The 12,271-nt window shown below is 63.6% G+C and carries 15 protein-coding genes; 12 read left to right on the top strand and 3 right to left on the bottom strand.

Translation table 11 applies throughout. The features are described 5' to 3' along the window. Positions 1-11 precede the first annotated feature (11 nt). Positions 12-581 (bottom strand): LabA-like NYN domain-containing protein, encoded by a 570-nt coding sequence (locus tag GC1_RS17545; RefSeq protein WP_019296609.1) that lies wholly within the window; start codon positions 579-581, stop codon positions 12-14. 137 nt (positions 582-718) lie between these two features. On the opposite strand from GC1_RS17545, the gene folK reads away from it, so the two are divergent. From folK to GC1_RS17520, 5 genes are all read left to right on the top strand, one after another. Continuing rightward, on the top strand, positions 719-1,288 hold the full coding sequence (gene folK / locus GC1_RS17540) for a 2-amino-4-hydroxy-6-hydroxymethyldihydropteridine diphosphokinase (protein ID WP_019296608.1): 570 nt from the start codon (positions 719-721) through the stop codon (positions 1,286-1,288). 93 nt (positions 1,289-1,381) lie between these two features. Further along, positions 1,382-1,735, top strand: coding sequence for a DNA-directed RNA polymerase subunit omega (gene rpoZ / locus GC1_RS17535; protein ID WP_019296607.1), 354 nt, complete (start codon positions 1,382-1,384; stop codon positions 1,733-1,735). Between the two features lie 36 nt (positions 1,736-1,771). Next, on the top strand, positions 1,772-3,907 hold the full coding sequence (locus GC1_RS17530; protein ID WP_019296606.1) for a RelA/SpoT family protein: 2,136 nt from the start codon (positions 1,772-1,774) through the stop codon (positions 3,905-3,907). A 55-nt stretch (positions 3,908-3,962) separates the two neighbouring features. Beyond that, positions 3,963-4,604, top strand: a complete 642-nt coding sequence (locus tag GC1_RS17525; RefSeq protein WP_019296605.1) for a DUF2062 domain-containing protein — start codon at positions 3,963-3,965, stop codon at positions 4,602-4,604. A gap of 105 nt (positions 4,605-4,709) precedes the next feature. After that, positions 4,710-5,456, top strand: coding sequence for a pyridoxine 5'-phosphate synthase (locus GC1_RS17520; protein ID WP_019296604.1), 747 nt, complete (start codon positions 4,710-4,712; stop codon positions 5,454-5,456). Positions 5,457-5,529: 73 nt separating this feature from the next. On the opposite strand, the gene GC1_RS17515 is transcribed toward GC1_RS17520, so the two are convergent. Continuing rightward, positions 5,530-6,270: a hypothetical protein gene (locus tag GC1_RS17515; protein WP_019296603.1), complete on the bottom strand. Its 741-nt coding sequence runs from the start codon at positions 6,268-6,270 to the stop codon at positions 5,530-5,532. Positions 6,271-6,359: 89 nt separating this feature from the next. On the opposite strand from GC1_RS17515, the gene GC1_RS17510 reads away from it, so the two are divergent. Genes GC1_RS17510 through rnc form a run of 5 tightly spaced genes read left to right on the top strand, consistent with a single transcriptional unit; the run spans position 6,360 to position 9,360 of the window. Continuing rightward, a complete protein-coding gene (locus GC1_RS17510) occupies positions 6,360-6,941 on the top strand; it encodes a MarR family winged helix-turn-helix transcriptional regulator (RefSeq protein WP_019296602.1) in 582 nt (193 codons plus the stop codon). A 2-nt stretch (positions 6,942-6,943) separates the two neighbouring features. Continuing rightward, on the top strand, positions 6,944-7,363 hold the full coding sequence (locus GC1_RS17505) for an ABZJ_00895 family protein (protein ID WP_152612487.1): 420 nt from the start codon (positions 6,944-6,946) through the stop codon (positions 7,361-7,363). Continuing rightward, on the top strand, positions 7,360-7,791 hold the full coding sequence (gene acpS / locus GC1_RS17500) for a holo-ACP synthase (RefSeq protein ID WP_019296600.1): 432 nt from the start codon (positions 7,360-7,362) through the stop codon (positions 7,789-7,791). The genes GC1_RS17505 and acpS overlap by 4 nt, the downstream gene beginning before the upstream one ends. Positions 7,792-7,849: 58 nt before the next feature. Next, on the top strand, positions 7,850-8,686 hold the full coding sequence (gene lepB / locus GC1_RS17495) for a signal peptidase I (protein WP_019296599.1): 837 nt from the start codon (positions 7,850-7,852) through the stop codon (positions 8,684-8,686). Further along, positions 8,683-9,360, top strand: coding sequence for a ribonuclease III (rnc, locus tag GC1_RS17490; protein WP_019296598.1), 678 nt, complete (start codon positions 8,683-8,685; stop codon positions 9,358-9,360). The genes lepB and rnc overlap by 4 nt, the downstream gene beginning before the upstream one ends. A 3-nt stretch (positions 9,361-9,363) precedes the next feature. Here rnc and GC1_RS17485 read toward each other — a convergent pair whose 3' ends face one another. Continuing rightward, a complete protein-coding gene (locus GC1_RS17485; RefSeq protein ID WP_019296597.1) occupies positions 9,364-10,746 on the bottom strand; it encodes a multicopper oxidase family protein in 1,383 nt (460 codons plus the stop codon). Between the two features lie 191 nt (positions 10,747-10,937). Between GC1_RS17485 and era the strand changes: the two genes are divergently transcribed. Together era and GC1_RS17475 are read left to right on the top strand one after the other, a co-directional pair. After that, positions 10,938-11,843, top strand: coding sequence for a GTPase Era (gene era, locus GC1_RS17480; protein WP_019296596.1), 906 nt, complete (start codon positions 10,938-10,940; stop codon positions 11,841-11,843). Between the two features lie 88 nt (positions 11,844-11,931). Beyond that, positions 11,932-12,261 (top strand): DUF1491 family protein, encoded by a 330-nt coding sequence (locus tag GC1_RS17475; protein WP_019296595.1) that lies wholly within the window; start codon positions 11,932-11,934, stop codon positions 12,259-12,261. Positions 12,262-12,271: the final 10 nt, after the last annotated feature.

Raw genomic sequence — 12,271 nt, 5'->3', positions numbered from 1 at the left:
AGCGTCTCCGGTCAGCCGTGGGCGGCTGTTGCGGAACGCGGTTCGCTCTGCTCGCGCGGCGGGCGGCCGATCACGTCGCGCAGCTCTTCCAGCTCGATGAAATTGTCGGCCTGGCGGCGCAGGTCGTCAGAGATCATCGGCGGCTGGCTGCGGATGGTCGAGACCACCGAAACGCGCACGCCCTGGCGCTGCAGGCTGGCAATCAGCGGGCGGAAGTCCCCATCGCCCGAGAACAGCACGATATGGTCCACCCGCGGTGCCAGCTCCATGGCATCGACGGTCAATTCGATGTCCATGTTGCCTTTGACTTTGCGGCGGCCCATGCTGTCGGTGTATTCCTTGGCCGGTTTGGTGACCATGGTGAAGCCGTTGTAATGCAGCCAGTCGACTAGAGGCCGGATCGGTGAATACTCGTCGTTCTCGAGCAGAGCGGTGTAATAAAAGGCCCGCAGAAGCTTGCCGCGGCGCATGAATTCCTGCCGCAGAAGCTTATAGTCGATATCAAACCCGAGCGCCTTGGCCGCGGCGTACAGGTTTGACCCGTCTATGAACAGCGCGAGCCGTTCGTCCTTGTAAAACATCAAAATTTTCCTTCCGGTATATCCGTCTCGGCCGGGGGTTCCGTGAGTGAATGCTTGAAATCGGCGAAACGGGTAGACTTAATGTAAGTTATTTGTCATTTGCCGCAAGTATACTGTCCGTTTGAATAGGGTCAAAGATGGCCGTAAACCGCAAAACGGCGCTGATTGCTCTTGGCGGCAACCTGCCAGCTGACGCTGATGCGCCTCAGATCACCCTGTCAAAGGCCATCCGGGCGCTGCAGTCGGAGGAGATTTCCCTGCGCTGCGTGTCGCGGTTCTTTCAAACCCCCTGTTTCCCGGCCGGCGCCGGGCCGGACTATGTGAACGCTGCGGTTTCCCTGGAAACCGCGCTGTCCGCAGGTGACCTTCTGGCGCGGCTGCATCAGGTCGAGGCGCAGTTCGCACGGGTGCGGGAGCAGCGCTGGGGGATGCGGACGCTGGATCTGGACCTGGTGGACTATGACGGCGCCGTGCTGCCCGATGCGGCGGCCTATGCCCGCTGGCAGGGGTTGCCATTGGAGCAACAGATGCAGGAAGCACCGGGGCAGCTGATCCTGCCGCACCCGCGCATCCAGGACCGGGCCTTTGTGCTGGTGCCGCTGACCGACATCGCGCCGCGCTGGCGCCACCCGGTGCTGCAGAAAACCGTGACAGAGATGCTGGCGGAGCTGCCAGCGCAGGACGTGGCCGAAGTGACTCCGCTCTGAGCCGCGCAATGCGGTGTTTTCCGCCCTTGTCAAGAGAAAGATATGGGCGTAAATGTCTGCCTTCTGGACCAGGAATGATATGGAGAGTCGCTGATGGCCCGCGTGACGGTTGAAGATTGCGTCGATAAAGTGCCCAACCGCTTTGAGCTGGTGATGCTGGCTGCGCATCGTGCCCGCGAGATCTCGGCAGGTGCCCCGATCACCGTCGAGCGCGACAACGACAAGAACCCGGTTGTGTCCCTGCGTGAAATCGCCGACGAGACCCAGAGCGCCGACGACCTGCGCGAGCGCCTGATCGAGAGCAACCAGACCCAGATCGAAGTTGACGAGCCGGAAGAAGATTCCATGGCTCTGCTGATGGGCGCTGACAACGACAAGCCGGCTGACGATGACATGTCGGAAGAGAAACTGCTGCGCGCACTGATGGAGGCCCAGGGCCAGGGCTGAGGCGCGCGTCTGGACTATTGAGGCTGCGGACCGGACATGATTTCCCCTGACGACCTGATTGCTCTGGTCCGCAACTACAATCCCAAAACAAACGCGGACAGGATCGCGGACGCCTTTGCGTTTGGCGAGCAGATGCATGACGGGCAGTTCCGCCACTCGGGCGAGCCGTATTTCACGCATCCGGTGGCGGTGGCCGCCATCCTGACCGAACAGCGCCTGGATGATGCAACCATCATCACCGCGCTGTTGCACGACACCATCGAAGACACCAAAGCCAACTACGAGGAAGTCTCCCGCCGTTTCGGCGAAGAGGTGGCGATGCTGGTCGATGGTGTCACCAAGCTGACCAACCTGCAGCTTTCCAGCCGTGAGACCAAGCAGGCGGAGAACTTCCGCAAACTGTTCATGGCGATGTCCAAGGACCTGCGGGTCATTCTGGTCAAACTCGCCGACCGTCTGCACAACATGCGCACCATCAAGGCGATGCGCCCGGAGAAGCAGGCCCAGAAAGCGCGCGAGACGATGGACATCTATGCGCCGCTGGCAGGCCGCATGGGTATGCAGTGGATGCGCGAGGAGCTGGAGGACTTGGCCTTCCGCGTGCTGAACCCGGAAGGGCGCCAGTCGATCATCCGCCGCTTTGTGACCCTGCAACGCGAAACCGGCGACGTGATCCACCGGATTACCGGTGATATGCGGCTGGAACTGGAAAAAGCGGGCATAGAGGCAGAGGTCTTTGGCCGCGCCAAGAAACCCTATTCGATCTGGCGCAAGATGCAGGCCAAGGATCAGGGCTTTTCGCGGCTTTCGGACATATATGGCTTCCGGGTGATCACCCTGTCCGAAGAGGATGCCTACCGCGCGCTGGGCGCCATCCACCAGCGCTGGCGGGCCGTGCCGGGCCGGTTCAAGGACTACATCAGCCAGCCGAAATCCAACGGCTACCGGTCGATCCACACCACCGTTTCGGGCCGCGACGGCAAGCGGGTGGAGGTGCAGATCCGCACCCGCCAGATGCATGATGTGGCGGAAACAGGCGTGGCGGCGCATTGGTCCTACCGGGACGGCGTGCGCACCGAAAACCCCTTTGCTGTGGACCCGGCAAAATGGATCGCCTCGCTGACTGAACAGTTCGACGCTGAGGACGATCACGACGAATTCCTCGAAGCTGTGAAGCTTGAGATGTATTCGGACCAGGTGTTCTGCTTCACCCCCAAGGGCGACGTGATCAAGCTGCCCAAGGGCGCGACGCCGATCGACTTTGCCTATGCCATCCACACCCGTATCGGCAGCTCCTGCGTCGGCGCCAAGGTGGACGGTATCCGGGTGCCCTTGTGGACCCGGCTGCGCAATGGCCAGTCGGTCGATGTGATCACCGCTGAGGGGCAGACCCCGCAGGTCAGCTGGCTGGAAATTGCCACCACCGGCAAGGCCCGCACCGCCATCCGCCGCGCCCTGCGCGAGGCGGACCGGGCGCGGTTCGTCAAGCTGGGCCACGAGCTGGCGCGCTCCGCCTTTGAGCACGTCGGCAAGAAGGCCACCGACAAGGCCCTGGAAACCGCCGCCCGCGCCCTGCGTGCCAGCGGCGTGGACGAGCTTCTGGCGCGGCTGGGTGCCGCGGAAATCACTGCGCATGATGTGGTGCAGTCGGTCTACCCGGAACTGACCACAACCGGCGATGGCGACGAAATCTCTCCGCGCCGTGCAGTGATTGGCCTTGAGCCAGGCCAGAGCTTTGAGCGCGCAACCTGCTGCCAGCCGCTGCCGGGCGAGCGCATCATCGGCATCACCTACCGCGGCCGCGGGGTGGTGGTGCACGCCGCCGATTGCGACAAGCTGGGCGAATTCGAGGACCAGCCGGAGCGCTGGATGGACGTCCAGTGGCACAGCGGCACCCACCCGGCCGCCTATGGCACCACGCTGGAATTGACCATCGGCAATGACGCTGGCGTGCTGGGACGCATTTGCACATTGATTGGCGAGAAAAAGGCCAATATCTCGGACCTGGAATTTGTAGACAGGAAACCAGACTTTTACCGGCTCATGATCAATGTGGAGCTGCGGGATGTGGAGCAGCTGCACTCGCTGATGCTGACGCTCGAAGCAGAAAGCGATGTCGCCGCGGTGGCGCGGTTCCGGGAAAAGCCGGAAGAGCGCCACTTTCCGGGGTAAACCGCTGAAACTCTGAGCCGGGAACTGGGCCGGGAACTGGGAAGGACGGACAGCTTTGGTATTCAGGCGCCGGGACAGACGTCCGCCCCTCCGGGCGCTGGCGGACTTCCTCTGGCCGCGCGGCGGCTGGGGGCGGGCGTTCCTGTATGTGAAGCACCGGGTCCGGCGCCTGCCCGATTCGCCCGAACGCATCGCCCGCGGCATCTGGGCGGGGGTGTTCACCACCTTCACGCCATTCTACGGCCTGCATTTCTTTGTCGCTGCAATCATTGCGCGGATGATGAACGGCAATATCCTGGCCTCGCTCAGCGCCACGTTCTTTGGCAATCCGCTGACCTATGTGCCGATTGGCGTCGCGTCGCTGCAGACCGGGCATTGGCTGTTGGGGACGGAGTTTGACCAGGAAGTCGACAAATCCCTGGTGGGCAAGTTCCTGGCTGCTGGCGGTGATCTGAAGGACAACCTGATTGCGCTGTTCATGGACCGCCCTGCCGACTGGCAAGGGCTGCACCTGTTCTACAATGAGGTGTTCTATCCCTACATGATCGGCGGGGTGATTCCGGGCATCATCTGCGCAACTGTCTGCTATGTGCTCAGCCTGCCGGTGATCCGGGTCTACCAGCAGCGCCGCCGGGCCAAGATCAAGGCCAAGTTCGAGGCCATCAAGAAACGCGCCGAGGTCGACACCGGGCTTTAAGGCGTCTGCCTGATTGTACCATTATTGCCTGCAGGCTTGCTCTTGCAGTTTGTCTGTCTAGTCTTTGAGACAAGGCTTTGACTTCAGACGGATGAGAGTGCTCTCATGACAGACAATCAGCTGCGCCTGGGCGTGAACATCGACCACGTCGCCACCGTGCGCAATGCCCGCGGCGGCGCCTATCCGGACCCGGTCCGCGCCGCAAAGCTGGCCGAAGATGCCGGCGCTGACGGCATCACCGCACATCTGCGTGAAGACCGCCGCCATATCACCGACAGCGATATTGATGCGCTGATGGAGGCGCTGAGCGTACCGCTGAACTTTGAGATGGCTGCGACGGTGGAAATGCAGAAGATCGCCCTGCGCCACAAACCGCACGCAGTCTGCATTGTGCCGGAAAAGCGCGAAGAGCGTACCACCGAAGGCGGGCTGGAAGTGGCGCGCGAGGAAAACCGCCTCGCTCATTTCATCGCTCCGTTGCGGGATGCCGGCTGCCGCGTGTCGATTTTCATCGCCGCTGACCGGAAACAGATCGACGCCGCACACCGCATCGGCGCGGAGGTAATCGAACTGCACACCGGCGCCTATTGCGATTATCACGCTGAGGGCCGGTTTGAAGACCGCGACCGCGAGCTGGAGGCGCTGCGGGAGATGTCCGCCTATGCCCATTCGCTGGGATTGGAAGTGCACGCGGGTCACGGGCTGACCTATGACAGCGTGCAGCCGGTTGCGGCCTTCCCGGAAGTGCGCGAGCTGAATATCGGCCACTTCCTGATCGGCGAGGCGATCTTTCGCGGGCTCACCCCGGCAGTGCAGGAAATGCGCCGCCTGATGGACGCCGCGCGCGGCTGACAGCGGTAAGCCAGAAACGGGCCGGGGCAAGGCATATCACTGCCCCGGGCCAGATTAACTCCCGCAGATCAGGTCATTCCAGCTTGCCGGGCAGGCTCAGGTCGCCAGAAGCGATATCGAACACATCCGTCACGCACAACAGCGGCGCGTGGATGTTCGCATTGACCTTCAACCCGGCCGTCACCCCGTCAAATGCCAGCGCCTCTTCTGCCAGTGGAACCGTCAGGCTGACTTCTTTGCCGTTCAGGACCGGCGAATAGCCGGGGCTGTCGATGTAGAGCGGCAGTCCCGGCCAGGTCGGCGGCAGCGCCGGGGTGGCACCTTCGGGGATGTCCTTGACCGACAGCATGCCTTCGCCGCAGCCATCGTTGGGGGTCAGCACCACCCAATGGCTGTGCCAGCCGGCACCATCGTTGGCCAAATCGCCATCGCCGTTTTCGTCGAACAGCGGCGTGTCGTCAAAGTCCGGATGCGCGGTGGCAACCAGCGCCAGCGTGCCGCTGCCGGCTTCAAAACCCGCGGCTGAGGGATCCAGCGACAGCGGCCAGACATAGGCCTGCACCCCGGCGCCACCCAAGGAACCTGTGGCAGGTGGCACGGAGCTGCCGGCCTCTCCCCCGGTTTCCATCCGGAACGTGACATGCCCGCCAGTGCGGCTGGCATGAACGCTGCGGATGTCAGTGTCCGGCGCTATCCCCTCCTTGGCGTCCGACAGCAGCGGTTCTGCATGGGTTGCAGCGTGGCTGCCGCCGGCCTGTGCTGCTTGCCCCGCACCCAGAGCGGCAATCGCCGCCAGATAATATGCGAATTTCATTTCAACCTCCTTGGTGTCGACTCGATGCCATTTGATAGTGTCGAGTCGAAAGTATTGCAATGGTAATTTTGACTCGCTATCAAGCTTGCATGACTGCGGCACATGAAATCGCCAGCCTGCTCGACCGGCTCTCGCGCCTGCATGGCACCGGGCGCCGGGCTGCCGGGCTCAACCCGGCGCAGGCGTCGGCGCTGGATTATCTGGCGCGGGCCAACCGGTTCTCCCGGACCCCGTCGGCGGTGGCCGACTACCTGTCAGCAACCCGCGGCACGGTCTCCCAGACGCTGAAATCGCTGGCTGCCAAGGGTTTGGCGCAAGAAGGGCCAGGCGGCAGCGACCGGCGCTCGCGGCGCTATGATCTCACGCCGCAAGGCCAAGCCGTGGCCGGGGCCCTGGACGCTGCACCGCAAGTGGACCTGCCAGCCAGCCAGATGGAAGAAGTCCGGGATGCGCTGCAGCAGCTGGTCAGGGGCATGATTGCGGCCCGCGGCGGGCGCAGTTTCGGTCTGTGCCGCAGCTGCCGGCATCACCGGGCGTCTGCTCAGGGCGCCCATTGCGCGCTGCTGGATGTGCCGCTTCGGGACGAGGAAACAACACAGATCTGCCAGGAGCATGAGCCGGGCAGGACGGAAAAGGCGCGGCCGGATGGCTGTGATGCCGGGGGGGAGTGAATATGCAGGTCAATCTAGTCCGTTACGGTCTTTGGTGGATGGGGGCCTCAGTGGCGATGCTGCTGGCAGGTCTTTTGCTGGCGCAGTTCGGTATCGGCATGCCGGCCGGGCTGGCAACGGTGCTGCCGCCGATGGTGGCGTCGGTCGTGGAGGGCATGCGCATCGCCCAGGCCACCCGCGCGCCGCTGCCGGGCAGGGATGCCTGGGTCTGTGCGGCGGCGATGACCGCGGTTGTGGCACTGCTGACCATTATCCAGCTGCCGCTCTACTGGAACAGTCCAATGGTTGCTGAGGCGCGGCAGACAATTCCGATTGTTTTCCTCGCCGGGATCTTCCTGCTGCTGCTGGCGGTCATCCTGATGGTCAACCGGCTGTTCCTGGGCCATGGCATCAAACTGGGTTTGAAGCGGCTGGAAGAATGATCCTGGGCATCGGAACCGACCTCGCCAATATCGAACGTATCCAACGCACGCTGGACCGGTTCGGCGACCGTTTCCGCAACCGTGTTTTCACCGAGGTGGAGCAGCGCAAGGCCGAGCGCCGCCGCGATGTGGCCGGCACCTATGCCAAACGCTGGGCCGCCAAGGAGGCCTGTTCCAAAGCACTGGGCACCGGCCTGCGCATGGGGATCGCCTGGAAGGACATGGCGGTCAGCAACCTGCGGAGCGGCCAGCCGGTGATGCATGTGACCGGCTGGGCCGCCGACCGGCTGCAACAGATGACCCCGCCCGGCCATGAGGCGGTGATTCACGTGACATTGACCGATGATCACCCCTGGGCGCAGGCCTTTGTGCTGATCGAAGCACGCCCGATCCCGGCGAACCCGGCGGAATCATCCGCCGGAACTTGACTTGCCCCCCTCAGGCCCGCATGTAGCCCCGGACCCTGTTACCAAACCGGAGAGCCTGATGACGGCCAAAGCAAAGACCAGCAGTTCGATCATCGAGACGATCAAGACCGTCGTCTACGCGCTGCTGATTGCCGGTGTTTTCCGCACCCTGTTCTTCCAGCCCTTCTGGATCCCTTCCGGATCGATGAAGGAAACCCTGCTGATCGGGGATTTCCTGTTCGTGAACAAGATGGCCTACGGCTATTCCTACGCGTCCTGCCCCAGCCTCCGCTTCCCGGCGGTCGGGGTGAACATCGATGCCAAGAAGATTTGCGCCTTCTTGGATGGTGACAACACCCGCCTGATCGGCAGCGAGCCGGAGCGCGGCGATGTCGCGGTGTTCCGCCACCCCGTGAATGGCAACGACTTCATCAAGCGTCTGGTCGGCCTGCCGGGCGACAAGATTCAGATGAAGAACGGCGTGCTGTTCATCAACGGCGAAGCGGTGAAGCTGCAGGACGCGGGCGAGTTCGAGGAAGTGATGGAGCGGCAGGGCCCGCAAGGCTCGATGCCGCGCTGTGAAAACGCTCCGGTGGGTCAGGGCGCTGTCTGCAAGAAGTCGCGCCAGATCGAGACCCTGCCCGGCGGCAATGAGCATACCGTGCTCAACATCACCAACCAGGGCGTCGATCACACCAGCGTCTATCAAGTGCCCGAGGGCCATTACTTCTTCATGGGCGACAACCGCGACAACTCCTCGGACAGCCGCCTGCCGCAGTCCGCGGGCGGGGTTGGGTTCGTGCCGTACGAAAACCTGATCGGCCGCGCCGACCGGATCATGTTCTCCTCCGCCGGGCGCTCCATGCTCTACTTCTGGACCTGGCGCAGCGACCGTTTCTTCAAGGGGATCCAGTGAAACTGTCCAAGGAACTGCGCGCGTTTGAGGAGCGGATCGGGCATAAATTTGCCCGCCCCGACCTGCTGCAGCGCGCCGTGACACACGCCTCCGTCTCCTCCTCCACCCGCAAGGACAACCAGCGGCTGGAGTTTCTGGGCGACCGGGTGCTGGGGCTGGTGATGGCTACCGCACTTCTGGAGCATGACAAGACCGCCACCGAGGGCCAGCTGGCACCGCGCTTCAACGCGCTGGTGCGCAAGGAGGCCTGCGCCGATGTTGCCAAGGAAATCGACCTGGGCGCGGTGCTGAAACTGGGCCGCTCCGAGATGATGTCCGGCGGGCGCCGCAAGCAGGCGCTGCTGGGCGACGCGATGGAGGCGGTGATTGCCGCGGTTTACAAGGACGCGGGCTTTGACGCCGCGGCGGAGGTGATCCTGCGCCTCTGGGGCAGCCGGATCCACCAGGTGGAAACCGACGCGCGCGACGCCAAGACCTCGCTGCAGGAATGGGCGCAGGCCCGCGGCCAGAAAGTGCCGGTCTATGCCGAGGTCTCCCGCAGCGGCCCGGACCACGCACCGGTCTTCACCATTGCTGTCCGCCTGCAGGACGGCACCGAAGCACAGGCCACCGCAGGCTCCAAGCGGCAGGCCGAGCAGGCCGCCGCCAAGGCACTTTTGGAACAGCTCAGCTAAAACTCAGACCACCCGGATGTAACCGGCAAGACCGGTTTTCTGGTGCTCGATCACATGGCAATGGAACGCCCAGTCGCCGGGATTGTCGGCGACCAGGGCGATCTCGGCCACCTCATCTTTCAAAAGCAGCATGGTATCCGTCACCAGCGGCGGCAGTTTTCGCAGGTTGGAGCGGATCGGAATGAACGCCAGCCCGTGCAGATGGATCGGATGCAGGTTTGGCGATTCATTCCTCAGCCGCAGCACATAGCTCTTGCCCCTTTCCAGCACGGCCAGCGGGCCTGTGCCCTTGGCCGCATCTCCGGCCCAGGGCGTGCGGTTGATCGACCAGAAGCTGTAGCCCATGGAGCCGCAATAGCCGTCATTCGGCGGACCGCCCTCCGGCGTCCAGCCAAAGACAAAATCATGCACCTCGCCGTTTGCCAGATCAGGCCGGGCAACCGGGTTGGCAGGCAGCGGTTTCAGCTCCCGCAGATCCCGTGCCAGGTCCGCGCCAACAGACCGCAGCCGCGCCATGGTGCGGGTGGGCTGGCCTGGAAGTTCTGCAAGCAGCTCCGCCGTCTGCCCTTCGCCCGCAGGCATCCGCACCGCGAAATCCACCCGCTGTCCGGGGCCAACCAGCAACGGCTCCTTGGCCGAGGGCAGGGGCAGTTCAACCGCCACCGGATGCCCGTCCCAGGCAATGATCAGCGACTGAGCGGTGCTCAGGTGCAGCTTGTAGATCCGCGTGGTGTCGGTGTTCACCACCCGCAGCCGAACCAACCCGCCCGCAGGGTGATCATAAACCGGCGCCTGCAGCCAGTTTGCAGTCAGCACATTGCCGTGCGTCCCGCCGCGGGCCGCGCCGCGTGCAGTGTAATAGGGCAGGAACGCGCCCGCATCATCCAGCCGGAAATCCCGCAGGTTAACTACCTGATCGGCGTCGAACCCGGGGTCCTCCGTTTCGCGGATCACCATCACTCCCGTCAGCCCATGCGCCATCTGCGCCATGGTCATGCAATGCGGGTGGTACCAATAGGTGCCCGCGTCCGGCGGTGTGAATTCATAATCAAAGCTCTCGCCGCCTGCGATCGGCATCTGGGTCAGGTACGGCACCCCGTCCATCGCGTTGGCAATCCGCAACCCGTGCCAGTGCATCGCGGTGTAATCTTCGGTGCCATTCTCCACCCGCAGCCGCATGGGGGTGCCTTGGGTGCCAAACAGAACCGGCGGCGGCGCATCCGGCGACAGGCTCACCAGCCCTTCGGTCGGTGTTTCATGGAAAGCGAAACTGGCGGGCTGGATGGTCAGCCGCTGCGCCCCGCCGGTACCCGCCAAACCCCAGCTGCCTGCGCCAAGCGCTCCGGCGGATGCAGCAGTCCTAATCAGAAAATCCCGGCGGTTCATCAGGCTGGCCCCCTTGTGTGCACTCGAATAAAGGCCTGGCTTGTGGAACTGGCTCGGCGCGGTGGTTCTTTCACGGGATTTGCCACAGGTCTTTGACATAGGGCAAGCTGGCCGAAGCCCAATGAAAACGCCTCTGGCCCCTGTGGGTAAATTCCTGTAGAGGCACTGATCTGCAAACAGGACCAGTTGAAATGACCACACGCGCCGGATTCGTTGCCCTGATCGGAGAGCCCAACGCGGGCAAGTCCACCCTTCTGAACCGCATGGTCGGGGCCAAGGTCTCAATCGTGACTCACAAGGTGCAGACCACCCGCGCCCGTATCCGCGGCGTGGCGATGGAGGGCGACGCGCAGCTGGTGTTTGTCGACACGCCCGGCCTGTTCAAACCCCGCCGCCGCCTGGACCGCGCCATGGTTGCCGCCGCCTGGGGCGGTGCCGCGGACGCCGATGTCGTCGTGCTGATGGTGGAGGCCCACCGCGGCATCACCGAAGGGGTTGAGACCATCCTCGAAGGCCTTGCCGAAATCGGCGAGGGCCGCACCGTGGCGCTGGCAATCAACAAGATCGACAAGGTGCCGGCCGAAAAACTGCTGGGCCTCACCCAGGACCTGAACAGCCGCTACACATTTGCCGAAACCTTTATGATCTCGGCAGAGCGCGGCCATGGCGTCGACGATCTGCGCCAGTGGCTGGCGGGCAAGCTGCCGGAAAGCCCCTGGCTCTACCCCGAGGATCAGATCGCCGACCTGCCAATGCGGATGATCGCGGCGGAAATGACCCGCGAGAAGCTGACGCTGCGCCTGCATCAGGAGCTGCCCTACCAGCTGACGGTTGAGACCGAAAAATGGGAAGAGCGCAAGGACGGCTCTGCCCGCGTCGACCAGATGATCTATGTGGTCCGCGACGGCCACAAGGGCATCGTGCTGGGCAAGCGCGGCGAGACCATCAAGTCCGTCTCCCAGGCCGCCCGTGCCGAGCTGGAGGAATTCCTGGGCCGCAAGGTGCACCTGTTTCTGCAGGTGAAGGTGCGCCCGAACTGGCTGGAAGAAGCAGAGCGCTATTCCGAAATGGGCCTCGACTTCAAGGACGGCAATTGAAGCGCCCCGTGCTTTTCACCTTTGTGAAAATACTCCCGCCGGAGGCTCCCGCAGGCTCCTTGAGCGCTGACGCAGGCGGGGGTGCGGCATGACCCGCCTCACCGCCCGCTTCTGGGTCGACGCCTATCTGGCCCGCCTTCGGTTCCAAGATATTCCGGCCTTCATCACCTCCCATGGCGACGACACTGCGGGCGCAGTGCTGGTCAAGCTCAACACGCTGGACGGCCAGGCCCGCGCCTTTCACCGCACCTATGACCTGATGAGCGGCGACCGCAAATGGGATGCGCTGGCCGAGGGGGCGGAGACGGACGTCGATGCTTCAATAAACCGGCAGCGGAGCTTTGACCCTGACCTCTGGGTGATCGAGGTCGAGGACCGCCAGGGCCGCCACCTGCTGGACGAACCCGGCCTGGAATGACCCCGCCGCT

The sequence above is a fragment of the Leisingera sp. ANG1 genome (assembly GCF_000203975.2).
Classification (GTDB): Bacteria; Pseudomonadota; Alphaproteobacteria; order Rhodobacterales; family Rhodobacteraceae; genus Leisingera.
Note: the sequence above shows the minus strand (reverse complement) of the source record. Positions and strands in the feature narration are given on the sequence as shown.